A 23,934-nucleotide genomic window follows, 5' to 3' on the forward strand; every position below is an offset into this window, starting at 1 on the left:
CCGGTGCCCTTCGCGTCAACCCATAAAAAAACGGGGCATGCCATTGCTGGCATGCCCCGTTTTTTCATACCGCTAAAACGCCTCAGGCGACTTTGACGATCCAGCCAGCCGGTGCTTCTACATCACCGCTCTGGATGCCGGTCAGCTCGTTGTAGAGCTTCTGGGTAACCGGGCCGACCTTTTCCAGGTCGTGGAACACATGCAGCTTGCCGTTGTACTCGATGCCGCCGATCGGGGTGATCACCGCAGCGGTACCGCAGGCGCCGGCTTCGATGAAGCGGTCCAGTTTGTTGATCTCGACATCGCCTTCGATCACGGTCAGGCCCAGGCGCGATTGCGCCAGTTCCATCAACGACAGGCGGGTGATGCCTGGCAGCACCGAGGCCGATTTCGGGGTGACGAACTCTTTGTTGGCGGTGATGCCGAAGAAGTTGGCCGAGCCGACCTCCTCGATCTTGGTGTGGGTCAGCGGGTCCAGGTAAATGGCGTCGGCGAAGTTGGCCTTCTTCGCTTCAGCGCCTGGCTGCAGGCTGGCGGCGTAGTTGCCACCGACCTTGGCTGCGCCGGTGCCTTGCGGTGCTGCGCGGTCGAAGCTGGAAATCTGGAAGTTGTGCGGCTTCATGCCGCCCTTGAAGTACGAGCCAACAGGGATGGCGAAGATCGAGAAGATGAACTCGGGGGCGGTGCGCACGCCAATGTTGTCACCGGTGCCGATCACGAATGGGCGCAGGTAGAGGGCGCCTTTACCGTGCGGTGGGACGAATTTTTCGTTGGCCTTGACCACTTGCTTGCACGCTTCGATGAACACCTCGGTTGGCACTTGCGGCATCAGCAGGCGGGCGCAGCTGCGCTGCATGCGTGCGGCGTTCTGGTCCGGGCGGAACAGGTTGATCGAACCGTCCTTGCAACGGTAGGCCTTGAGGCCCTCGAAGCACTGCTGGCCATAGTGCAGCGCCGTGGAGCCTTCACTGATGTGCAGCACGTTGTCTTCGGTCAGGGTGCCTTTGTCCCACTCGCCATTGCGCCATACGGACAGGTAGCGTTTGTCGGTTTTGATGTAGTCGAAACCCAGCTTGTCCCAATTAATGCTTTCGTTGCTCATGACACCCTCATTGTCTTGCAAGTGCCCGATCGCTCGGGCTGCTGTTATATGCGCACCACGCCACCATAATACATCCGTGGCAGATCGGGAACGGCCAGTCACGAAATGGTGGTGGGAAGGTGGTATGAGGGCGGGATTCTGGAGCGCATAGAGCAGCAAGGTGCCTGGCGGGAGGTTTTCGAGTGCCTGTGGGATTGCCTGGCGAAGGTCTTTTAGCGCCTGTGAGATCGAGCGCCGCCCGCACGGCGCTCGATCTCACAGGCGCTGAAAGAGATTCGCCATACAACTCCCCAGGCGCTGAAAGACCTTCGCCAGACACTTCCCAAGGCGCTAGAAAAATCAACACGAGCCAATGGTTGACCACCCGCCAACCACTGCGTAGCCTTGCCACTTCGAGGTTCTTCGGCCAAGCCGAAGCTAAGACGGGAACGCGGTACAAGCCGCGGCTGCCCCCGCAACTGTAAGCACCGACAACGGATCGACACAGCCACTGCGCCAGCGCGCGGGAAGGCGTCATCCCGCCAGCCTGCTGCTCCTGCAGGCAACTGGAACGGTGCGAGCCAGGAGACCTGCCTCGTCACGTTTTCGACTTTCAACCGGGCGGGGTGATCCGGTGGCGAACAAGCCCGGCCGGCCTGGCCCGCGGCTGTCGTCCTGCATGCCCGCGCCAATCTGCCAAGGGCAATGCGACATGAAAACACTGGCCAAGCTCCCCGTCACCATCGTCACCGGCTTCCTCGGCTCGGGCAAGACTACCTTGCTGCGCCACATGCTCGACAACGCCCAGGGCCGCCGCATCGCGGTGATCGTCAACGAATTCGGCGAACTGGGCATCGATGGCGAAATCCTCAAGCAGTGCAGCATCGGTTGCACCGAGGAAGAAGCCAGCGGCCGGGTCTACGAGCTGGCCAACGGCTGCCTCTGCTGCACCGTGCAGGAAGAGTTCTTCCCGGTCATGCGCGAGCTGGTGGCACGCCGTGGCGACCTCGACCACATCCTCATCGAAACCAGCGGCCTGGCCCTGCCCAAACCGCTGGTGCAAGCCTTCCAGTGGCCGGAAATCCGCACTGCCTGCACCGTCGATGCAGTCATCACCGTGGTCGACAGCCCGGCCGTGGCGGCCGGCACCTTTGCCGCCTATCCGGACCAGGTCGATGCACAGCGTAAGCTCGACCCGAACCTGGACCACGAATCGCCGCTGCACGAGCTGTTCGCCGACCAGCTGGCCAGCGCTGACTTGGTGGTACTGAACAAGGCCGACCTGATCGACGCCGAAGGGCTGGCCAAGGTCCGCGCCGAAGTGGCCGAAGAACTGCCGCCAGCGGTAAAAGTGGTCGAAGCCAGCAGCGGCAAGCTGCCACTGGAAGTACTGTTGGGCGTAGGCGCCGAGTCCGAGGCGCACATCGATGGCCGCCGTACCCACCACGACTCGCACCACGACGGCGACGACCATGACGAGCATGACCACGATGCCTTCGACTCCATCTCAATCGACCTGCCAGAGGCCGACGAAAGCCTGTTGCTCGATGCCCTGACCCAGCTGGTGGTGGAGTTCGGCATCCTGCGTGCCAAAGGCTTCGCCGCCATCCCGGGCAAACCGATGCGCCTGCTGGTGCAAGGCGTGGGGACCCGTTTCGACAAGCACTTCGACCGCGCCTGGCGGGCCGACGAGCCGCGCATCACCCGCCTGGTGCTGATCGGCCAGGACCTCGATGCCGCCCAGCTGGAAGCGCGCCTGCGCCAGGCCCTGGGCGCCTGACCCATGCACCTGCTGCGGACCCAGCCCGGCGGCTTCGTGCCGGATGACAGCATTGCCGACCTCGGCCAGACACCGGCCGAGCTGGTGATCCTCTGCAGCGGCGATTCGCACCTGGCATTGCTCGCCGATACCGCCGAGCAATTGCCCGAAGGCTTCCCCAGCCTGCGCCTGGCCAACCCGATGCAGGTGCAGAACCATGCTTCGGTCGACCTGTATGTCGACCAGGTGCTGCGCCACGCCAAGGTTATCCTGGTGTCGCTGCACGGCGGCGTCGGCTACTGGCGCTATGGCGTCGAGCAACTGGTCGAGCTGGCCGCCCGTGGTGTGCAGCTGATCCTGGTGCCGGGCGACGACCGCCCGGACCCAGAGCTGACCGGCCTGGGCACCGTCAGTGGCGCGCAGGCCGAACGCCTATGGCATTACCTGCGCCAGGGCGGCAAGGCCAACGCCATCAACCTGTTCAACTGTTTAGCCAACCAGTGGTTGGGCCGTGACTATGCCTGGGACGAGCCGCAGCCGCTGCCGCGCACGGCGGTGTATCACCCGGCCAAAGGCAGCGCGACGCTGGCGGACTGGTACCGCCAGTGGCATCCCGAGCAGCCGGTGGCACCGCTGCTGTTCTACCGCTCGCACCTGCAGGCGGCTAACACGGCGTTCATTGACGTGTTCTGCCAGCGCCTGCAGGCTGCCGGCCTGAACCCCTTGCCGATCGCCGTGGCCAGCCTCAAGGAAAGCGCTTGCCTGGAGCAGGTCGAAGCGTGGCTGGACGAGGTGGGCGCCGAGGTGCTGGTCAATACCACCGGTTTTGCCCTGTCCAGCCCCGAACGCCCCAACCTGCGCCCGTTCCGCCGTGACATCCCGGTGTTGCAGGCGATCTGCGCGCAAGACAACCAGCCCGGCTGGGAAGCCAGCGAGCAGGGCCTGGGCGCGCGTGACCTGGCCATGCACATTGCCTTGCCGGAACTGGACGGGCGCATCATCACCCGCCCGGTCAGTTTCAAGGACATGGCCTGGCGTAGCGAGCGCAGCCAGTCCGACGTGGTGTGCTACCGCGCCCACCCCGAGCGCATGGATTTTGTCGCCGAACTGGCCCGCCGCTGGGTCGAGCTGGCGCGCCTGCCGAATGCCCAGAAACGTGTGGCCCTGGTGTTGGCCAACTACCCGACCCGCGATGGCCGCATTGGCAACGGCGTTGGCCTGGACACCCCGGCGGCGGCGCTGAACATCCTCCAGGCCCTGCAGGCTGAAGGCTACCCGCTGGCCGACCTGCCGGGCAGCGGCACGCAACTGATTCACCAGTTACTGGGGGGGGTGACCAACGACCTCGACCACCTCGACCAGCGCCCCTGCGCGCAAAGCCTGAGCCTGGCCGATTACCAGATGGCCTTCGAGCGCCTGCCCGAGGCCAACCGCCAAGCGGTGCTAGACCGCTGGGGCCCACCGCAGCAGGACCCTATGTACCGCAGTGGCCGGTTGATGGTCGCCGGCCTGCGCTTTGGCCTGACCTTCGTCGGCATCCAGCCAGCGCGGGGCTACCAAGTGGACCCCAGCGCGGTCTACCACGACCCTGATTTGGTCCCGCCGCACGGCTACCTGGCGTTTCACTTCTGGCTCCGTCACGCCTTTGCCGCCGACGCGGTGATCCATGTGGGCAAGCACGGCAACCTCGAATGGCTGCCGGGCAAAGGCGTCGGGCTGTCGGCGCAATGTTGGCCGGACGCCTTGCTCGGCCCGCTGCCGAACATCTATCCGTTCATCGTCAACGACCCAGGTGAGGGCGCTCAGGCCAAGCGCCGCACCCAGGCAGTGATCATCGACCACCTGATGCCACCGCTGACCCGCGCCGAAACCTATGGCCCGTTGCGCCACCTGGAGCAGTTGGCCGATGAGTTCTATGAAGCGCAGCTGCTCGACCCGCGGCGTGCCCGTGAGCTACAGCGCGATATCCTCGACTTGGTCAAGGCCAACCACATCGACCGCGAGCTGCAACTGGACGGGCAGCAACTGGACGATGCCGCCGTGTGGCTGCCGCGCCTGGACACTTACCTGTGCGACCTGAAGGAATCGCAGATTCGCGATGGCCTGCATGTGTTCGGCCAGTCGCCGCAAGGGCGGTTGCGCCTGGACACCTTGCTGGCGCTGCTGCGCGTCGAGCGCGGCGATGGGCGGGGCGGCAATGCCAGCCTGCTGCGAGCTTTGGCCAAAGCGCTGGTGCCGGGCTTTGACCCGCTCGATTGCGAACTCGGCCTGCCGTGGCAAGGCGCGCGACCCGCGCAATTGCTGGCCATCAGCAGCGAGCCTTGGCGCACCTGTGGCGACGCCCGCGAGCGCCTTGAGCTGTTGGCGCTGCAGGTGATCGAGCAGGCGCTGGGCGGTACTGCACCGTTACCCGCGCTGAGCGAATGGCAGCCGGTGCACGATGTGCTACAGGCCCTGCGCGACGCGGTGGCGCCAAACCTGGATGCCTGCGGCAGCGCCGAAATGAACGGCCTGCTGGCGGCACTGGCCGGGCGTTTCGTGCCCGCTGGCCCCAGTGGTGCACCCAGCCGTGGCCGCCTCGATGTGCTGCCTACCGGGCGCAACTTCTATACCGTGGACGTGCGCAACCTGCCCACCACCACCGCCTGGCGCCTGGGGTTCGCCTCGGCCAACTTGATCCTTGAACGCCACCTGCAGGACCACGGCGACCACTTGCGCCAACTCGGCCTGTCGGTGTGGGGCACGGCAACCATGCGCACCGGCGGCGACGACATTGCCCAGGCCATGGCGCTGATGGGCGTGCGGCCAGTGTGGGCCACCGGCAGCCAGCGGGTCGATGATTTCGAAATCCTGCCATTGAGCCTGCTCGACCGCCCACGGGTGGATGTGACCTTGCGCGTTTCGGGCTTTTTCCGCGATGCCTTCGGCAACCTCATCCGCCTGTTCGATGCCGCCGTGCAGGCGGTGGCGGCGCTGGACGAACCTGATGACCTCAACCCCCTGGCCGCCCGCGTGCGCAGCGAGCGGGCCGCGTTGCAGGCGCAAGGTGTGGGCGCTGAGCAGGCCGCGCGCCAGGCCGGCTGGCGGGTGTTCGGGGCCAAGCCCGGGGCCTACGGCGCCGGGGTGCAGAACGCCATCGACGGGCGCCTGTGGCACAGCCGCGACGACCTGGCCGAGGTTTACCTCAACCATGGCGGCTATGCCTACGGCGCTAGCGACGACGGTACCCCGGCGCGCGCCCAGTTCGCCCAGCGCCTGGCCAGGGTACAGGCGGTACTGCAAAACCAGGACAACCACGAACACGACTTGCTCGATTCCAACGACTACTACCAGTTCCAGGGCGGCATGTTGGCAGCGTCGGAAACCTTGGCCGGGGCGAACGTAGCCAGTTACCACGGCGACCACAGCCAGGTCGACCGGCCACGCATCCGCACCCTGAAAGAAGAGCTGAACCGGGTCATCCGCGCCCGCGCGCTCAACCCGAAGTGGATCGATGGGGTCAAGCGCCACGGCTACAAGGGCGCGTTCGAGATGGCGGCGACGGTCGACAACCTGTTCGCCTTCGATGCCACCACGCACTTGATCGACGACCATCATTACCAGGCGCTGGCCGATGCCTACGTGCTCGACCCGGCGACCCGCGACTTCATGCGCGAGCACAACCCCGAGGCCCTGCGCGACCTTACCGAGCGCCTGCTGGAGGCCCAGCAGCGTGGCCTGTGGCAGGCGCCGGGCGACTACCGCGAGGCCCTCGAGGAGCAATTGCTCGACGGCGAGGAACAGGCTTGAAATGAGTGAACCCGTACAATTTCCGTTGGCTGCCGTGGTCGGAGCCGACGACCTGAAGCTGGCGCTGTGTCTGACTGCCATCGACCCGAAAATCGGCGGCGTGCTGATTGAAGGGCCGCGTGGCATGGCCAAGAGCACCCTGGCCCGAGGCCTCGCCGACCTGCTCGGTGAGGGCCCCTTCGTTACCCTGCCGCTGGGCGCCAGCGAAGAACGCCTGGTCGGCACGCTCGACCTGGATGCTGCGCTGGGGCAGGGCAAGGCGCAGTTTTCCCCCGGCGTGTTGGCACAGGCTGACGGCGGCGTGCTGTATGTCGATGAGGTCAACCTGCTGCCCGATACCCTGGTCGACCTGTTGCTCGACGTGGCGGCCAGTGGCACCAACCGTGTCGAGCGTGACGGCATCTCGCACCGGCACAGTGCCCGTTTCGTACTGATCGGCACGATGAACCCGGAGGAAGGCGAACTGCGCCCGCAGTTACTTGACCGCTTTGGCCTGAACGTGGCCTTGGAAGGCTTGCCCGAGCCCGAGGCGCGTCAGCAGATCATTCGCCGTCGCCTGGCTTTTGACAGTGATCCGCAGGCATTTTGCGGGCAATGGGCTGAAGCCCAGAGGCAATTGCGCGAGCGTTGCCAGGCGGCGCGCCACGCCTTGGCCGGCATTGCCCTGGATGACCAGGCGTTGGCCTGGATCACCGAGCGTTGCTACGCCGCCGGGGTCGACGGCCTGCGCGCCGACCTGGTGTGGTTGCGTGCTGCGCGCGCGCACTGTGCCTGGCGCGGCGCTGTGGCCATAGAAGAAATGGATGTCGAGGCGGTGGCCGAGTTCGCCTTGCGCCATCGCCGCCGGGTAACGCCCCAAGCCAACCCACCTTCAGCACCGCAGCAAGCGGAGCAGCAGCCCGGCCAGCAAGGCGCCGGCAAGCCTGGCGAACAGGGCGGGCAGGGCGACTGGGGCGCATTGCCGGCGCAGCCGGTGGCCAGCGGTGCTCGCCGCGAGGTGCCGAACTGGGCAAAAAAGCCCTGAGCATCCCCCAGCCAACTGCCAAAGGGGCGGATGCCAAAGCCGGCGCAGGTAAGCAGTACGGTGCCAACCGGGGCCGTGCGCGCAGTGCCGCAAGCGGCCGGGTGGCCTGGCTGCCGACCCTGCTCAAGGGCCGTCCACGCCAGCGCCAGGACCTGTGCTGGGAGCAACGCCAGGCCAAACCAGCGGAGCTGTGGCTGGTGATTGTCGATGCCTCGGCCTCGACCCGCCGCCACCAGGCGCTGGCGCAGACCAAAGGGTTGTTGGCTGCTCTGTTCGACCAAGCCTACCGCCAGCGCGCGCGGCTGGCCTTGCTGACCGCCAGCGGGCGCACGCCGCAATGGCAGCGCCACGGCCTGAAAGCCTCGGCCGCCTTGCAACCGTGGCTGCAAGCGCTGGGTGCCGGGGGCGGGACGCCACTAATTGCCGCGCTGGAACAAGCTCGGCATTGGTTAGTGGCACGGCAGCGTGCCCACCCAGAACAAGCGCTGCGCTGCCTGGTGTTTACCGATGGCCGCCTGCAGCATTGGAATGCCGTACAACCTATGCCGTGTGAAACTGTGCTGGTGGATATGGAACTGGCGCCTGTGCGCCTGGGCCGCGCGCAACGCCTGGCGCAACAACTGCAGGCCGATTACCAGCACATGCAACAGTTCAAGGTGGTGGAGTGAAACGTGTAGGCGCGACACTATGTCGCAATAAGTGAAGTTGCCAGAACGGCAATTACGAAGTTTTACAAGTGCGTGGCGGTGCACGCACTTGGTTTACCGGCCGTTATTATTTCGGCATCGACCACGGTTGCAGGTCGTAACCTTTCTCACACAGTTCGGCGCGCACTTCCTCAATCAAGCTGGCCCACTGGGCCGGGTCGGAATAGATACGCGAGGACACTTGCTTGCTGCCGATGCGGGTGCTGGTCCGGTCGATCACTGCCAGGCTCAGTTCACCAGTACCGTTGGGTGCATCCCAGGCTACGCACTGGAAGGGTTCGAAGGCGTGGTCGGCAATCAGCAGTGCTTCGTTGACACGGAGCGGGGCATTCATGGTTCGGTCTCTCTATGGTCCCAAACATCGAAGTAAAGTCCGCGTTGCTTCAAAGTCGCCTCGGTAATCGCGAAGTGCAGCGCGGGGTTATGTGTACTGATGCTCGTTGTCTGGGGGCAAGTCACACATTAGCTGTAAAAATTTTTGTCAGGGTTGAATCGGTTTTTGCCTACGCCGCCATGTGATGTCGATAAAGTGCGAAAATTCCCGTGACGGCGTGTAAAAAAATGCCTGGGCAGACAGACGGTACTGGGAACCGTCAACTTCGTTGCTACTGTTAATTGGGCGCCACAACTTGCTGTTTTACTTCAAAAAACCAAAAAATGGCGCCAAGGATCGGTTATGCAGCAGCCTGCCACCCAACGCCGTTTGCTCATCGTCGACCCCTGCGACGATTGCCACCGTTTGTTGCCAGGCCTGTGCAGCGCAGGCTGGGATGTGCACAGCTGCATGCTCGGTGCCGCGTTGGACCATCCTTGCGATGTGGGCCTGTTGCGTTTGCAGGCTTCGCACCTGCGGCACCCCGACGCGGTCAAGGACATGATCAAGCGCAGCAACACCGAATGGATTGCCGTGCTCAGCGCCGAACAGCTGCGCATGCCGGCGGTCGGCGACTTTGTCTGTGAATGGTTCTTCGACTTCCACACCCTGCCGTTCGACGTGTCCCGGGTGCAGGTCACCCTGGGCCGGGCCTTCGGCATGGCGCGGCTGCGCGGCGGCAGGGGCGCGCCAAGGGTGGACGACGCCACCCATGAGTTACTCGGTGAAAGCCGCCCGATTCGTGAGCTGCGCAAGCTGCTGGGTAAATTGGCACCCACCGAATCGCCCGTGTTGATCCGCGGGGAGAGCGGCACCGGCAAGGAGTTGGTGGCGCGCACCTTGCACCGTCAGTCACAGCGCAGCGACCAGCCGTTTATCGCCATTAACTGCGGGGCGATCCCCGAGCACCTGATCCAGTCCGAGCTGTTTGGCCATGAGAAGGGCGCCTTCACCGGCGCGCACCAGCGCAAGGCTGGGCGCATCGAAGCGGCCCATGGTGGCACCCTGTTCCTCGATGAAATCGGTGACCTGCCCTTGGAGCTGCAGGCCAACCTGCTGCGCTTTCTGCAGGAAAAGCATATCGAGCGGGTGGGCGGTAGCCAGCCGATCCCGGTGGATGTCAGGGTGCTGGCGGCGACCCACGTGGACCTGGAGCGGGCCATCGAGCAAGGGCGCTTTCGCGAAGACTTGTATTACCGCCTGAACGTGTTGCAGGTGGTGACCGCGCCGCTGCGCGACCGGCATGGCGACCTGTCCATGCTGGCCAGCCACTTTGCCCATTTCTACAGCCTGGAAACCGGGCGCCGGCCGCGTTCGTTCAGCGACCATGCCCTGGCGGCCATGGGGCGGCATGACTGGCCAGGCAATGTACGCGAGCTGGCCAACCGGGTGCGCCGCGGGCTGGTGCTGGCCGAAGGGCGGCAGATCGAGGCGCAGGACCTGGGGTTGCAGGCCCTCGACCAGCAGCAACAGCCGCTGGGCACGCTGGAAGAGTACAAGCACCGCGCGGAGCGCCAGGCACTGTGCGATGTGCTCAACCGGCACAGCGACAACCTGAGCGTGGCGGCCAAGGTGCTAGGCATTTCGCGACCGACGTTTTACCGGTTGCTGCACAAGCACCAAATACGCTGAACGGCTGAGCTACCCGGTCAATGCGGCCCGCGCGGAATGGTTTCCAACAGGTCTTCCGGGCTGATATGCCCGACCACCTGGGCCACTGCGCTGCCTGGGGTCGGCAGGTCGATGATGTGGTTCTTCATCTTGCCGATCACATGCATTTCGCACGGCTTGCAGTCGAACTTCAGGGTCAACACTTCATCACCCTGAATCAGCTGCATCGGTGCCACCTTGGTGCGCACGCCCGTCACGCCCTTGGCCTGCTTGGGGCACAGGTTGAAGGAGAAGCGCAAGCAGTGCTTGGTGATCATCACCGGCACCTCGCCATGCTCTTCATGGGCCTCGTAGGCGGCATCGATCAGCTGCACGCCATGGCGGTGGTAGAAGTCGCGGGCCTTTTGGTTGTAGACGTTGGCCAGGAACGACAGGTGCGATTCGGGGTACACCGGCGGCGGCGTGGTCTCAGCCTTGCGCGCGCCACGCGGGTGCGCCTGCACGCGTGCTGCGGTTAGCGCCTCGATGGCTTCGCGGCGCAAGGCCTTGAGCTGCGAGTTGGGGATGAAGTAGGCCTGCGGCGCATCCAGCTGGATGCTGTCGGCGTGGTACATCGTGGTACCCAGCTGGCCGAGCAGGTCGTGCAACTGGTCCAGTGCCTGCTGCGGTTTGTTGGCCGCGCCGAACGGGCCGTCCAGCGCCACTTGCACGCTGATACCTTCTTCGCTGCTCAGGGTCAGCAGCAAGCGCTGCTCGCGCAGTACCGCGTGCCATTCCACGCCCACCCGGCGCTCGGAAGAGGTGCGTTGCAGGGCCTGCTGCCAGTTGTGGTCGAGGTTGCGTGACAGCGGGTGGTTGGGCCGTAGCTTGTACAGGCCTTCGGGCATTTCGTTGGGTTCGACGCGGTAGCGGTAGCGCTTGTGGCCGTCTTCCTCGAACTCGCCACGCGGCTCGGCGATGTTGGCCCGGAAGCCCACCACTTCGCGCTTGACCAGCACGTTCAGGCCGTCGCCGTTGGTCAACGGCACATCGGTAACCACCTGCATGTCACGTTTGCCGACCTTTTCCACCACGCCCACCGGCAGGCCGGTGAAGGTTGGCGAGTCGAAGGCACCGATATCGACTTTGCGGTCGGTGACGAAGTAGTCGGTGCTGCCACGGTGGAAGGTTTTATCCGGGTCGGGCAGGAAGAAGTGCTCGGTACGGCCGCTGGACGCACGGGCATACGCCGGGCGGCCTTCGAGGATTGCGTCGAGCTCTTTGCGGTAGTGGGCGGTGATGTTCTTCACATACCCCATGTCCTTGTAGCGGCCCTCGATCTTGAACGAGCGCACGCCGGCATCGACCAGATCGGCCAGGTTGGCGGTCTGGTTGTTGTCCTTCATCGACAGCAAGTGCTTCTCGAACGCCACCACGCGGCCCTGGTCATCCTTCAGGGTGTAGGGCAGGCGGCAGGCTTGCGAGCAGTCGCCACGGTTGGCGCTGCGGCCGGTCTGCGCATGGGAGATGTTGCACTGGCCGGAGAACGCCACGCACAGCGCCCCGTGGATGAAGAACTCGATGGCCGCGTCGGTTTCGGCGGCAATGGCGCGGATTTGCTGCAGGTTCAGCTCACGGGCCAGTACCAGCTGCGAGAAACCGGCCTGGTCGAGGAACTTGGCCCGTTCCAGGGTGCGGATGTCTGTTTGAGTGCTGGCGTGCAGCTCGATTGGCGGGATGTCCAGCTCCATCACCCCCAGGTCCTGCACGATCAGCGCGTCGACACCCGCGTCGTACAACTGGTGGATCAGCTTGCGCGCGGGTTCCAGCTCGTTGTCGTGGAGGATGGTGTTGATGGTGGTGAACACGCGTGCGTGGTAGCGACGGGCGAACTCGACCAGTTCAGCGATATCGCTGACCTCGTTGCAGGCGTTATGGCGCGCACCGAAGCTGGGGCCGCCGATGTAGATGGCGTCAGCGCCGTGCAGGATCGCCTCACGGGCGATGGCCACGTCACGGGCAGGGCTGAGCAGTTCCAGGTGATTCTTTGGAAGGGACATGTCGTTATATTTTCGGGCTGTCACGGTTTAGGCGGGCATTGTAGCGGCGAAACGGGCTGGCGGCATCATTGGGCTGCCCAGAGGTGGCTAGCTTGTAGATTACGCGCAAATTGTAGGAGCGGGCTTGCACGCGAAGCAGGCACCGCGGGGGTTGGCACGGGCTTCGCCCGTGTTCGCGGGCAAGCCCGCTCCTACAAGGGTTGCGCATGCCTTTAACGCTTGGCGGCCATTGCGGTCACTTCCACGCGCATGCCTTCGAACGCCAACTCGGCCACGCCTACGGCGGCGCGTACCGGCCAGGGCTTGCTGAAGAAACGCTGGTACACCTCGTTGAACGCCGCACGGTCGGCCATGTCGGTCAGGTAGATGGTCAGGTGCAGCACGCGGTCCATGCCGCTGCCGGCCTTCTCCAGTGCCACCTTCAGCGCCTGCAGGGTGCATTCGCTCTGCTCGACGATGCCGCCCAGCGCCAGGCTGCCATCGGCGTGGGTCGGGATCTGGGTGGTGACCAGTACGCCGTTGAATTCGGCGACGTCGGACGAAATCGACTCGGCATCCGGGTCCGGGGTGTAGATGATGTCTGCATTTGCCATGGTGTGTTTTGCCTTGCAACGGAAGGAAAGCGGCAAGCCTACGCGAGCGCACCGGCCCGGTCGAGGGCGCCCCAGTGTTTGAAATGCGCTGCGTTCGCCGTCAGAATCGCGCCCCATTGCAAAGCCAGGGGTTTACCTTGAACGAACAGACATTGTCCAGGCGCCTGGAGCGCGTGGCAGCCCATGTGCCGCAGGGCGCGCGCTTGGCCGACATTGGCTCGGACCATGGCTACCTGCCGGTGGCCTTGCTGCTGCGCGGCGTGCTGGAGGCGGCAGTAGCGGGGGAGGTGGCGCAAACGCCGTTCGCCTCGGCCCAGCGCAACGTGCGCAGAAACGGCCTGGAGGGCCGCGTCACTGTGCGCCTGGCCGATGGCCTTGCCGCAGTCGAGCCGGGCGACCGTATCTCGGTGGTGAGCATTTGCGGCATGGGGGGCGACACCATGTGCGACATCCTCGAGGCCGGCAAGCAGCGCCTGGCGGGCGTGTCGCGCCTGGTGTTGCAGCCCAATGGCGCTGAACGCGAATTGCGCCAGTGGTTGGTGGGCAATGGGTGGCGGATCGTCAGCGAAGAACTGCTGCGCGAAAACCGCTTCGACTACGAAATCATCGTCGCAGAGCCCGGCGCGGCGGTCTACAGCGCTGAACAGCTGTACTTCGGCCCGGTGCTGTTGCAGGAGAAAAGCGAGGCGTTTCTGGTCAAGTGGCGGCGCATGCTACGGCAGAAGCAGCAGACCTTGGCCAACTTCGAGCGAGCCCGCGATGCGGTGCCTCAAGCGAAAATCGACGACTTCAACCAACAAGTGGCCTGGATCACCCACGTGCTGGCCTGACTTAGTGCTGCGAGCAGTTACCCATTTCGCGGTAGTCGATTTCGCGCTGTTGGCCCTGGTGGTCGACATACACCATGTGTGCGGTACCCACCTGGCAGTCGGTGGCGTTGCTGGCTGGGGTGATGGAGATGACTTTGGCCACGTCCAGCGGCATGCCGTATTCATAGTTGCTGCTGACTGGCTGGTTTTTGCCCGCATCGGCAAACGCGCCGAACGAGGTGAGGGCAGCGGCAACAGCAAGAACAACGATCGAACGTTTCATGGCGGGGTCCTTTTTCAATGAATGGCCAATGATCTATTCATTGGTCATCCACAATAAATGGGCTAAGCCGTGATAGATTCCTGCCTATAACGCAAGAATAACGCCGATCAAGGAGCACCCTTCATGGACATGCTGCATGCCATGCGTACCTTCGCCCGTGTGGTGGAATGCGGCAGTTTCGCTGCGGCTGCCAATGCCCTGGACATTTCCGCGGCGCAGGTGTCACGCATCGTCGCCGAGCTGGAAAACCAGCTGCAGACCCGCTTGCTGCACCGCACCACCCGGCGTTTGCGCATGAGCGAGGCGGGCGAGCGGTTTCTTGAGCGCTCGCGGCAGATCATGTTGCTGACCGAAGAAGCGGTGGGCGAAGCGCGTGGCGCACACCTCACGCCTCGTGGCCGCTTGCGTTTGCATTGCCCGCACGGGATGGGGCTGTTGCTGATGCCGCTGGTGGCCGGCTACAACGCGTTGTGCCCGGAGGTAGTGATCGAGTTGACCCTGTCTCAGCGCAATCCCGACCCGCTGGCCGAGGGGCATGACGTGGTGATTACCGTTGATGGCGCGTTGCCGGATTCGCAACTGATCGCCGTGCCGCTGGGCAACATTTTCAGCATCCCCTGCGCGGCCCCCGGGTACCTGGATGCCCATGGTGTACCGGAGCGCCCAGAAGACTTGCACCACCATCGCTGCCTGCGCATGGCTTACCCGATGTACGAAGGCGACTGGGTGTTCCCGCAAGGGGTTGACCAGTGTGTGATCGCGCCGAACGACAGTTTCTCCACCAACGTCGCCGACGCCATGCTGGTGGCCAGCGAGCTGGGCATGGGCATTGGCCTGTTGCCGTTCTATACCGCCAGCCAAGCGATCGAGCAGGGGCGCTTGTGCCGGCTGTTGGCGCCGTACCGCCTGCGCGAAAGTGCGCTGTACGCCATCTATCCGTCACGGCATTACCTGGACGCCAAGGTGCGCACCTGGATTGATTACCTCAAGGAGCAGCTGCCGGCGTTGTTCGAAGGGCATGCCAAAGTGGTGGATGATTCGCGTTATTGGCGCTGACAGGTAATTTTGCTTTCTGTAGGCGCGGGCTTGCCCGCGAACACCGGCAAAGCCGGTGCCATCCACCGCGTCGCCTGCTTCGCGGGCATGCCCGCTCCCACAAAAAAACGTGTTGCCTTGCCGTTACAGCGGGTAGTGCTTCAGTTCCCGCGCAATCAACATCCGCTGGATCTCGCTCGACCCCTCATAGATCTGCGTGATCCGTGCATCGCGGTAATAGCGCTCGACCGGGTAGTCCTCCAGGTAGCCATACCCGCCATGCACCTGGATCGCCATCGAGCACACCCGCTCGGCCATTTCCGAGGCGAACAGCTTGGCTTGCGAAGCCTCCGACAGGCACGGTTTACCGGCGCTGCGCAAGCGGGCGGCATGCAGGATCAGCAGCCGCGCGGCGTTCACTTGCACCTGCATGTCGGCCAGCAGGTTGGCAATGCTCTGATGCTCGTTGATCGGCTTGCCGAACTGCACCCGATCACGTGAGTAAACCAGCGCCGCCTCGAACGCGGCGCGGGCAATGCCCAAGGCCTGGGCGGCAATGCCGATACGGCCGCCTTCGAGGTTGGACAGGGCAATGGCCAGGCCTTTGCCACGCTCACCGAGGATGTTGGCGGCGGGGATGCGGCAGTTGTCGAAGGTGACTGCGCAGGTGTCGGAGGCACGAATACCCATTTTGTGCTCACTGCGGTCAACTTTGAAGCCTGGGTTGTCAGTGGGCACCAGGAACGCCGACAGGCCTTTTTTGCCCAGCTCCGGGTCGGTCACCGCGAAGACGATCGCCAACCCGGCGCGGCGGGCGTTGCTGACGAACTGCTTGGCGCCGTTGATCACCCACTGGCCATCGACCAGCTCGGCGCGGGTGCGCAGGTTGTGCGCCTCGGAACCGGCCTGTGGTTCGGTCAGGCAGAAGCAGCCAATCACCTCGCCGCTGGCCAGGCGCGGCAACCACTGCTGTTGCTGTTCGGCAGTGCCGTAGGCCAGCAGCGGGCCGCAGCCCACCGAGTTGTGAATGCTCATCATCGCCCCGGTGGCGCCGCAGCCGGCGGCGATCTCTTCCACAGCCAGGGCGTAGGCGACGTAGTCGGTGTAGCTGCCGCCAAAATCTTCCGGCACCACCATGCCCAGCAGGCCCAGTTCGCCCATCTTGCGCACGACGCCATCGTCGATCCAGCCGGCCTTTTCCCAGGCTTGGGCATGCGGGGCGATCTCGCCACGGGCAAAGTCCCGGGCCATGTCGCGGATCATGATTTGTTCTTCGCTCAGTTCCAGGTCTTGCATGGGTGTGCTCCCGGCCTCACAGGCCTTCGAAGAATTGGTCGACCCGCTGGCGTTGCAGTGCGGCCAGGGTCGGCGGGTTCCAGCGTGGCTGCTTGTCCTTGTCGATGATCAGCGCACGCACGCCTTCGATGATGTCGCCGTGCTGGAACCACTGGCGGTCCAAGTGCAGCTCCATGGCAAAGCAGTCCTCAAGGCCCAGTTGGCGACCACGGCGCAGCATCTCCAGCGTAACCGCCATGGCCAGCGGCGAGCGGCTTTCCAGCTGGTCGGCGGTGGCCACGGCCCAGGCGTGGCTGTCGCCAATGCTGACAGCACGCAATTGCTCGACGATGGCCGACACATCGGGCAGGGCGAAGAAGTGGTCGATGACTGGGCGCAGTTTTTCCAGGGGTGCATCGTCGAGCGCCTGGGTGCCGAGTTTGGCCAGCAGGTTTTGCAGGTCTTTAAGTGGCTGGTCGCCAAAATGCAGCTGGTCCAGGCCTTGGTCGAGGGCCGCCAGCTGGTCACTGACCAGGTACCAGTCGGCCAGGCCGCAGTACAGCGCATCGGCCGCCTGAATTTGGCTACCGCTGACGCCCAGGTAAATGCCCAGTTCGCCGGGGATGCGCGAAAGAAAGTAGCTGCCGCCTACATCCGGGAAGTAGCCGATGCCCACTTCGGGCATGCCCAAGCGGCTGCGCTCGGTGACCACGCGCAGGTCGCAGCCTTGCGCCAGGCCCATGCCACCACCGAGCGTGAAACCGTCCATTAGCACCAGTACCGGCTTGCGGTAGTGATGAATGAGCAGGTCGAGGGCATATTCCTCGACGAAAAACGCTTCATGCAGCGTATCACCGGCTTTGAAGCTGTCGTGCAGCGAGCGGATATCGCCACCGGCACAGAACCCCTTGGGGCCCTCGCCTCGTAACACCACGGCGCGCACCTGCGGGTCTTCGGCCCACAAATCGAGGTGCTGGCGCAGGTTGCGCACCATGTCCAGGGTCAGTGCATTGAGGCCGGCGGGGCGGTTCAGGGTCAGGTGGCCGACCTGGTTACGGACCTCGGCCAACACAGGGTCGGTTGTCGCGGTGTGAGCGTGCGCAGTCATTGCGTTCTCCCTGCTTTGTTATTGATTTTCCACGTGAAGTCTGGAATTCGCTGGAGGATCGCAGGATCCTGTCATGCGAATTTGCCCTGCACAATCGACAAATCTGCAGGGGTATTCTGCATTTTTGCCTTGGCCGGCGATGCGGCACTCTAGCAAGGTTCTGGGCAATCGTTAACGTGATCGTAACGGTCTGCGGTTGAGAATGGTCGCGGCGGCGTGCCGAGAAACAGCGCCGGCTCGACCGGGGCCGCCACCTCGCCGACGGCGTGGTGCTCGATACAAGGTTGGGCTGCCTGATGGCCCCGTCCATCCTGTACTTCTACGTACCCGGCTTGGTTGGCTAGGCAGCACACTTTCGGTGCCTGTGAGATCGAGCGCCGCCGCTATCGCGGCGCTCGATCTCACAGGCGCAAAAAATGCCGCGACAAACACCTGCAACCCCACCCCCCCAATTCGGGGAAAACCGCTGGGGGTTCCTCCCCAATTTGTTTCGCTTGCCAGCGCAACCCACTGATAAAACGATAAATTCTCACCTGGCACGTCCCTTGCTCCAGCTCCAACGCAGAGTTCCTGTGCCCCGGAGGTGTAGCATGTCGACGCCACGCAAAGGCCCCATCCTGTCATCACTCGTTCTGGCCCTGTTGGGTTGGGAGTCGACCAGCGAGGCGGCCGTGCAGTGCCAGCGCACCCTGGTCGCCAACGTGGTGGCACTGGACCAACCCATGATGTTCAATCGCCTCGGTGCGCAAAACGCCAACGGCATGATGTTCGCCCTCCGCGAGGATGTGGTGGACGACAAGAGGGTCCCCCTCAGCCGCGGCGGGGCGGCGGTACCCGGCAAGGTCACCCTGCGCCCAGACAAGCGCCCGCGGCCCATTGTGCTGCGGGTTGCCGCCGGCGACTGCCTGACGGTCAACCTGACTAACCTGCTCGACTACAAAGCCAACCCCAACAAGCACGGCATCGAGGCCGAGGAACCCGAGGGCGAGGAGGAGGGGCCGGAGCTGGAAAACCAAGCCGCCGAAGGCTTTGTTGCCGATGAGCAAGTGGCCGAGCGCATGGTCGGCTTCCAGGTCAACGGCATGCAGGCGGTCAACAGCATCGCCGACATCTCCGCCTACACCGGGCGTAACGGCAACTTCTTCGTCAGCCCCGGCAGCACCCGCAGCTATACCCTGTACGCCGAGCGCGAGGGCGCGTTCGCTGCCACCAGCAAGGCTGCCACCTTCGGCGGCGAGGGCACGGCGGGCAACGTCGCCAACGGCCTGTTCGGCCAAGTGGTGGTGGTGCCCAAGCTCGGCCGCACCTACCGCAACACCCTCACCGAAGAAGAAATGCGCCTGGCCACCACCGGCCGCACTGCTACCGGCCAGCCAGTGATCGACTACGAAGCCCGCTACCCGCAAGTGGAGCCGTGGATCACCGAGGGCAAGGCCGGCAAGCCGATCATTGCCATGGTCAACGGCAACGAAATCATCAACAGCGAAACCGATGCCATCGTCATGGGCCCCAACCCCGACGGCAGCTTCCCCAAATCCACCTACCCGCTGGAAAACATGGGCAAGCGCAACCCGGCGCTGCCCAACCGCCTGGAGGCGTTCCGCGACTTCGCCTCGCAGTTCGCTGACGAAGTCGCCGGCACCCAGGCGTTCCCTGGCTACTGGGCCGACCCGGTGATGGGCCATGTGCTGGAACCCACTCGCGACTCGTTCATGATCAACTACGGTTCTGGTGGCATGGGCGCCGAAGTGGTCGCCAACCGCCTGGGCGTGGGCCCGATGCACGACTGCCTGTCGTGCGCCTACGAAGAGTTCTTCCTCAGTGCACACACCGTCGGCGACGTCGGCACCCTGGTGGATGTGCCGGCCAACGTCGGCCTCGAGCACATTCGCCCCGGCGAGGTGCCACCGGCCAGCGCCGTCGGGGTCAAGGCCAGCATGGCCCTGTACCCGGCCGAGCCTGCCAACGTGCACCACAGCTACATCGGCGACTTCACCAAGTTCCGCAATACTCACAACGGCCATGAGCAGCACATCTTCCACCTGCATGGCCACCAGTGGTTGTTCAACCCCAATGACGACAACTCCGACTACATCGATGCCCAAGGCATCGGTGCCGGTGTGGGTTACACCTACGAAATCGCCAACGGCGGCTCGGGCAACCGCAACCGGGTGGCGGGCGACGCCATCTACCACTGCCACTTCTACCCGCACTTCGCCCAAGGCATGTGGGCCATGTGGCGGGTGCATGACGTGTTCGAGGAAGGCACCCGCCTAGAGGTGAGCGGGCAGGGCGAGAATGGCTTCCACAGCACCCCGTTCGCCTTGCGCAGCGGTAAACCGGCGGTTGGCGCCCGGGCGCTGCCCGATGGCGAGATCGTTGCCGGTACGCCGATCCCGGCCATCGTGCCGCTGCCCGGCAAGGCCATGGCGCCGATGCCAGGCAAGGTAGTGGTGGTACCGAAGCTCTCCGAAACGCTGGTCGCCGCCAATGATGACGATGACCACGAGGACGAAGAGGAAGGTGATGACGACCACGCCAACCAGGCGCCGGTGCGCAAGGCCATCGGCTCGCTGGCGCTGGTCGACCGTACCGACGCCAACCGCAACGCAGACGGCACCCTGAAAAACCCAGGCTACCCGTTCTGGATTGGCGGCATGGAAAGCAGCGTGGGCAACCGCCCACCCACCCCGCCACTGGACATGCTCGACCCGGCCATGGCGCGGCAGCTAAAAGAAAGCGGCAAGGCGCTGTGGGCCAACCTCGACCCGAACCAGGTCGACGGCTGGGACGGCGGCCTGGGCCGGCATGCGCTGGATGGCATGTCCGCCGGCGGCGAAGCGGAAACCATTACCACCAAGCTGGACTTCACCAAGGTGGTGAACAAGGCCAAGCCGATCTACCTGCCGGAAGAGGGCACTGATGTCGAGCAGGCGGCCATGCAATTCCACGCCATGGCCGAACACCCAAGTTTTGCCCTGATCCCTGGCAGCGAGCCGGTAGCCAAGGCGTTCCGCACCAACGGCGCCTTGCCCACTGCCGGCGCGCCGTTCTACGAGCCGTGCATGGATGACCGCGGCAAACGCCTGACCCAGGCTTCGGGGGTAGGCGAGTTCTTCAGTGGCGAGAGCGCGGCAGGCCTGAACTTCCGTGGCGCCTCGGCCTTCACCGCCGACCGCCCACGCATCTACAAGGGCGCCAACATCCAGTTCGATGCGGTATACAACAAGGTCGGCTACCACTTCCCGCAAGCGCGCATCATCGCCCTGTGGGAAGACGCCTGGCCGGTGATCACCAAGCAGCGCCCGCCTGAGCCGCTGGTGATGCGCATGAACACCTTCGACTGCACCATGTACCAGCACACCAACCTGATCCCGAACATCTATGAGATGGACGACTACCAGGTGCGCACCCCAACCGACGTCATCGGCCAGCACATCCACCTGCCCAAGTGGGACCTGACCGCCGCTGACGGCTCGGCCAACGGCTGGAACTACGAAGACGGTATTCTCTCGCCCGGCAGCGTGGTCGAGCGGATACGTGCCATTCGTACCTACAACGGCTGCACCGAAGGGGACACCCGCGACGGCACCGCTGCTTGCCCGCAAGCCAAGCAGCACCCGTACTTTGGTCGCTTCGGTCGGGCCGACTGGCTGGGCGCGCGCACCGCCATGCAGCGCTGGTTCGCCGACCCGCTGGTCAACGTGCACAACGTCGACCGTGGCCTGGGCACCATTTTCACCCATGACCACCTTGGCCCATCGACCCACCAGCAACTGGGGCTGTATGCCACCGTGCTGGCCGAACCGGCCAACTCCACCTGGTACCACGCCGAAACCGGCGAGCAGCTGTACAACCCGGCCACGCGCCAGGATGGCGGCCCAACCTCGTGGCAGGCGGTGATCCAGACTGGCGACCACGATGGCGACGGCAAGAACGACAGCTACCGTGAGTTCTTCCTGGAGTACAGCGACTTCCAGCATGCCTATGAAGCCGGGGTGTACGTAGGTGCCGGGCCGGACGGCGTGCCTAATGCGCAGTCGTACCCGGCCACTGCCGACAGCTTCCGCTACGCCATCAACCCGCCGGTGCGCGGCAAGGCGTCGAACCTGCTGGAGGCCATTGTCGAGGAACGTGGCGGCATCAACCCCGGCTGCCCAAGCCGGCCTTGCCCGCAAGCGATCTCGGTGGATGACCCAGGCATGTTCGTCGTCAACTACCGCAACGAGCCACTGGCCCTGCGCGTGTTCGACCCCAACAAGGTCGGCCCCGACGGCAAGCGTGGCATGCAGGCCGACGGCCTGGCCGGCGACCTCAGCTATGCCCTGCAAACCCGTACCGACCGCGCCATCCCGGCGATGAACCTGGCGCCTTCGGCGATCACCTCGGCGGTCGGCCCAACCGGTGGCACCACGTTGTTCCCACCGCACATCAACAAGGCCGGCAGCGAACCGGGCGACCCGTTCACGCCGATGCTGCGCACTTACTCCGGTGACAACGTGCGCCTGCGCATGCACGCCGGTGGCCATGAAGAGGAGCACAACGTCACCCTGCACGGCGTGAAGTGGCTGCAAAACGGGACTGGCTACGGCAACAGTTCCAACTCGGGCTGGAAGTCGTCGCAGATGATCGGTATTTCCGAGCAGCTGGGCTTCATGGCACCGGTGTCGATGATCTCCAGTTCGGCCGCCACCAACGGCGACTACCTGTACTCGCTGGACGCCGCCCTGGAAGGCTACTGGAACGGCATTTGGGGCATCATGCGCAACTACACCGCGCAACGTCCCGACCTGTTCCCACTGCCCAACAACCCGCAGCCGGTGGCCATGCGCAACACCGTGAACTTTGATGGCATCTGCCCGAAAACCACGGCCAACCCCAACGGCATCGGCAGCCGCACCACGGTCAAGCGCAACTACGACATCGTCGCGGCGCTGGCCAACGACATCCTTGAAAACCGCAACGGCGTCAGCATCAACGACCCGGCCGGTATCGGCCAGCATGTTGGCGGTGCGCTGAAGGCCACTGGCGGCACCTTGGTGTTCAACAGCCGCAAGACCGCCATCCCGCTGGTAAGTGGGGTAGACCCCGAAGATGGTGAACCCTTCACCATCGGTGGCCACAGCGCGCCGCTGCACGACCCGACTGCGATCCTGTACGTGCGCAAGGCGGACCTGGATGCCACCACCGGCAAGCTCAAGGCGGGTGTCCCGGTAGAGCCACTGGTACTGCGTGCCAACGCTGGCGACTGTATCAGCATTACCCTGGAAAACCGCCTGCCCCTGGTGATGCCAGACCTGCCGAGCACGGCGGTAATGCACAACGTGGTCAAGCGCGACCGGTTCGGCAGCGAGGGCTCCACCGCCTTTGCCAACAACTTGATGCGCCCATCCAGCCACGTGGGCCTGCATGCGCAACTGCTGGCCTATGACATCACCAAGTCCGACGGCGCCAACGTTGGCTTGAACCCGGTGCAAACCGTAGCACCGCGTGCCGGTACCAGCGGCGCCTACCCAACCCGCACCTACCAGTACTATGCCGGCCACCTGGAACGTGAAGGCAAACCGGTGTCGCAGCTGGGCCGTACGGTGGACAACATCAACACCACGGCCATCGAGTTCGGCGGCCTCAACCTGACCCCGTCGGACTTCATCAAGCAGCCGCAAAAAGGCCTGGTGGGAGCCATGAGCATCCTGCCGCAAACCGCCACCTGGACCGAAGACACGGCGACCCGTGCCCAGGCCACGGTCAAGGTCAGCGGCCAACCGGACTACCGCGACTTCGTCACGGTGTGGCAGCGTGCGCTGAACATGCGCTGGGCCGATGGCCGCCCGGTTGAGGGCATCAACACCGAAGGCAATGGCGCTGCCGGCGACCCGCAGGACAACGGCAACATGGCGGTCAACTACAAGACCGAGCCGCTGTGGCTGCGCTTCGGCATGGCCCCCGACTCGCCATTCGGCCGTGCCGCAGGCCTGGGCTTTGGCGATGTACCCAATGCCCACATGGCCTACGCCAACGCCCTGGTTGGTGGCGACCCGCAAACCCCAGTGCTGTACGCCAAGCCTGGGCAACCGGTGCGCAACCATATCGTGATGCCCAGTGGTGGCAGCCGCGGCATGGTCTACCAACTGGACGGCCATGTGTGGCCTCTGCACAACTACCAGGCCGAGAAGAGCGACGTGGACGGCTACCCGCTGAGCCTGCCTGGTATCGGCTCGGTGCGCTTCGGCTACAACCCGATGGCCATGTACATCGGTGCCCAGGAAAGCGTGCTGCCGGCGGCGCACTTCAGCTTCATGCTGCCCAGTGCCGGGGGCGCCAACGCGGTGATGGGTGACTACCTGTTCCGCGACTACGCCGCCTACGGCAACCTCTCGGGGCTGTGGGGGATTTTGCGGGTGACCAACGAAGCGCCGCCGGCAACCGCCCCGGCGCAGTGATGGAA

At 64.5% G+C, this 23,934-nt stretch carries 15 protein-coding genes and 1 riboswitch; of the genes, 8 read left to right on the forward strand and 7 right to left on the reverse strand.

From position 1 onward, the window contains the following. Nucleotides 1-82: 82 nt before the first annotated feature. The gene (locus DV532_RS11360) at nucleotides 83-1,102 is read right to left on the reverse strand and encodes a branched-chain amino acid aminotransferase (protein WP_056801126.1); all 1,020 of its coding nucleotides are present in this window, start codon (nucleotides 1,100-1,102) and stop codon (nucleotides 83-85) included. Nucleotides 1,103-1,480: 378 nt separating this feature from the next. Next, a riboswitch (cobalamin riboswitch) is annotated at nucleotides 1,481-1,694 on the forward strand. A gap of 99 nt (nucleotides 1,695-1,793) precedes the next feature. Here DV532_RS11360 and cobW point away from each other — a divergent pair. The 4 genes from cobW to DV532_RS11380 all read left to right on the forward strand — a co-directional run bounded on the left by cobW (nucleotide 1,794) and on the right by DV532_RS11380 (nucleotide 8,321). Beyond that, on the forward strand, nucleotides 1,794-2,861 hold the full coding sequence (gene cobW, locus DV532_RS11365; protein WP_056801127.1) for a cobalamin biosynthesis protein CobW: 1,068 nt from the start codon (nucleotides 1,794-1,796) through the stop codon (nucleotides 2,859-2,861). 3 nt (nucleotides 2,862-2,864) lie between these two features. Then, nucleotides 2,865-6,629: a cobaltochelatase subunit CobN gene (gene cobN / locus DV532_RS11370; RefSeq protein WP_056801129.1), complete on the forward strand. Its 3,765-nt coding sequence runs from the start codon at nucleotides 2,865-2,867 to the stop codon at nucleotides 6,627-6,629. 1 nt (nucleotide 6,630) lies between these two features. Continuing rightward, nucleotides 6,631-7,653: an ATP-binding protein gene (locus tag DV532_RS11375; protein WP_056801131.1), complete on the forward strand. Its 1,023-nt coding sequence runs from the start codon at nucleotides 6,631-6,633 to the stop codon at nucleotides 7,651-7,653. Nucleotides 7,654-7,754: 101 nt separating this feature from the next. Next, the gene (locus tag DV532_RS11380; RefSeq protein ID WP_056801133.1) at nucleotides 7,755-8,321 is read left to right on the forward strand and encodes a VWA domain-containing protein; all 567 of its coding nucleotides are present in this window, start codon (nucleotides 7,755-7,757) and stop codon (nucleotides 8,319-8,321) included. 106 nt (nucleotides 8,322-8,427) lie between these two features. On the opposite strand, the gene DV532_RS11385 is transcribed toward DV532_RS11380, so the two are convergent. Then, nucleotides 8,428-8,694 carry a hypothetical protein gene (locus DV532_RS11385; RefSeq protein ID WP_013972506.1) on the reverse strand — a complete coding sequence of 89 codons (267 nt, stop codon included), beginning with the start codon at nucleotides 8,692-8,694 and terminating at the stop codon, nucleotides 8,428-8,430. A gap of 342 nt (nucleotides 8,695-9,036) precedes the next feature. On the opposite strand from DV532_RS11385, the gene DV532_RS11390 reads away from it, so the two are divergent. Next, the gene (locus DV532_RS11390) at nucleotides 9,037-10,365 is read left to right on the forward strand and encodes a sigma-54 dependent transcriptional regulator (RefSeq protein ID WP_056801135.1); all 1,329 of its coding nucleotides are present in this window, start codon (nucleotides 9,037-9,039) and stop codon (nucleotides 10,363-10,365) included. 17 nt (nucleotides 10,366-10,382) lie between these two features. Here the strand turns inward: DV532_RS11390 and DV532_RS11395 are convergent, their stop codons facing one another. Both DV532_RS11395 and DV532_RS11400 read right to left on the reverse strand, forming a co-directional pair. Next, nucleotides 10,383-12,383, reverse strand: a complete 2,001-nt coding sequence (locus tag DV532_RS11395) for a U32 family peptidase (protein WP_056801137.1) — start codon at nucleotides 12,381-12,383, stop codon at nucleotides 10,383-10,385. A 212-nt stretch (nucleotides 12,384-12,595) separates the two neighbouring features. Then, on the reverse strand, nucleotides 12,596-12,976 hold the full coding sequence (locus DV532_RS11400; RefSeq protein WP_056801138.1) for a RidA family protein: 381 nt from the start codon (nucleotides 12,974-12,976) through the stop codon (nucleotides 12,596-12,598). Between the two features lie 137 nt (nucleotides 12,977-13,113). Here DV532_RS11400 and DV532_RS11405 point away from each other — a divergent pair, with 137 nt between their 5' ends. Next, a complete protein-coding gene (locus tag DV532_RS11405; RefSeq protein ID WP_056801541.1) occupies nucleotides 13,114-13,806 on the forward strand; it encodes a tRNA (adenine(22)-N(1))-methyltransferase TrmK in 693 nt (230 codons plus the stop codon). A gap of 1 nt (nucleotide 13,807) precedes the next feature. Here the strand turns inward: DV532_RS11405 and DV532_RS11410 are convergent, their stop codons facing one another. Beyond that, on the reverse strand, nucleotides 13,808-14,068 hold the full coding sequence (locus DV532_RS11410; RefSeq protein WP_056801140.1) for a DUF2790 domain-containing protein: 261 nt from the start codon (nucleotides 14,066-14,068) through the stop codon (nucleotides 13,808-13,810). A 123-nt stretch (nucleotides 14,069-14,191) separates the two neighbouring features. On the opposite strand from DV532_RS11410, the gene DV532_RS11415 reads away from it, so the two are divergent. Continuing rightward, entirely contained in the window at nucleotides 14,192-15,124 is a 933-nt protein-coding gene (locus DV532_RS11415) for a LysR family transcriptional regulator (protein ID WP_056801142.1), read from the forward strand. A 123-nt stretch (nucleotides 15,125-15,247) separates the two neighbouring features. Here DV532_RS11415 and DV532_RS11420 read toward each other — a convergent pair whose 3' ends face one another. Continuing rightward, complete coding sequence (locus tag DV532_RS11420; protein WP_056801144.1) at nucleotides 15,248-16,399, reverse strand: acyl-CoA dehydrogenase family protein; 1,152 nt, start codon at nucleotides 16,397-16,399, stop codon at nucleotides 15,248-15,250. 16 nt (nucleotides 16,400-16,415) lie between these two features. After that, nucleotides 16,416-17,486 carry an enoyl-CoA hydratase/isomerase family protein gene (locus tag DV532_RS11425; RefSeq protein WP_056801145.1) on the reverse strand — a complete coding sequence of 357 codons (1,071 nt, stop codon included), beginning with the start codon at nucleotides 17,484-17,486 and terminating at the stop codon, nucleotides 16,416-16,418. Between the two features lie 590 nt (nucleotides 17,487-18,076). Here DV532_RS11425 and mnxG point away from each other — a divergent pair. Continuing rightward, nucleotides 18,077-23,929 (forward strand): manganese-oxidizing multicopper oxidase MnxG, encoded by a 5,853-nt coding sequence (gene mnxG / locus DV532_RS11430; RefSeq protein ID WP_056801147.1) that lies wholly within the window; start codon nucleotides 18,077-18,079, stop codon nucleotides 23,927-23,929. The last annotated feature ends 5 nt before the right edge of the window (nucleotides 23,930-23,934 follow it).

This window comes from Pseudomonas sp. Leaf58 (assembly GCF_003627215.1).
Taxonomy (GTDB): Bacteria; Pseudomonadota; Gammaproteobacteria; order Pseudomonadales; family Pseudomonadaceae; genus Aquipseudomonas.